This is a genomic window from Corynebacterium sp. HMSC035E02 (assembly GCF_001836065.1).
GTDB lineage: Bacteria > Actinomycetota > Actinomycetes > Mycobacteriales > Mycobacteriaceae > Corynebacterium > Corynebacterium hiratae.
The window spans coordinates 1-426 of record NZ_KV827356.1; the positions used below are offsets into that span (position 1 = coordinate 1).

Consider the following 426-nt stretch of genomic DNA (forward strand, 5'->3'; position numbering starts at 1 on the left):
GGCTTAAGGGACATTTCGTGTGGATTTGCGGCGTGTCGCACTAAGGGACATTTCGTGTGGATTTAGGCGCGTCCGGCCCAGCCTTTTCTTACGCCTAAGCTGGGGTTCCATTCGTTGTCGATGCCGGTGTCGAATGCGGCAGGTCGCCCGTCTGGGTGGCCGCGCCGTTTAAGTTCTTCTTTCGCCCATGCCTTGCGTGCGGCTTTTTCTCCTTGGCGTCCGAAGTCTTGTTGCTTGGCTAACTCCAGCGGCGCTACCGAGTCTTCGGTGTGGGTGTAGAGCCACCAGTCCATGGTGATGCGCTGATGCTCATCGAACATGCCGCGATGGTTTCCGGCTAAGTCTTTGAGCTGTTTGTTGATGCCGCCTTCTAGCAGGTTTGTGGTGGCTTTTAAGTCCTGTGTGACACCTTCAGGCGGGTCAAGG

Annotated in this window: 1 pseudogene; it reads right to left on the reverse strand. The window is 56.6% G+C overall.

The window, feature by feature from the left end:
* Window positions 1-62: 62 nt before the first annotated feature.
* Window positions 63-426, reverse strand: a pseudogene (locus HMPREF2635_RS09045) (IS256 family transposase); the annotation flags it as partial.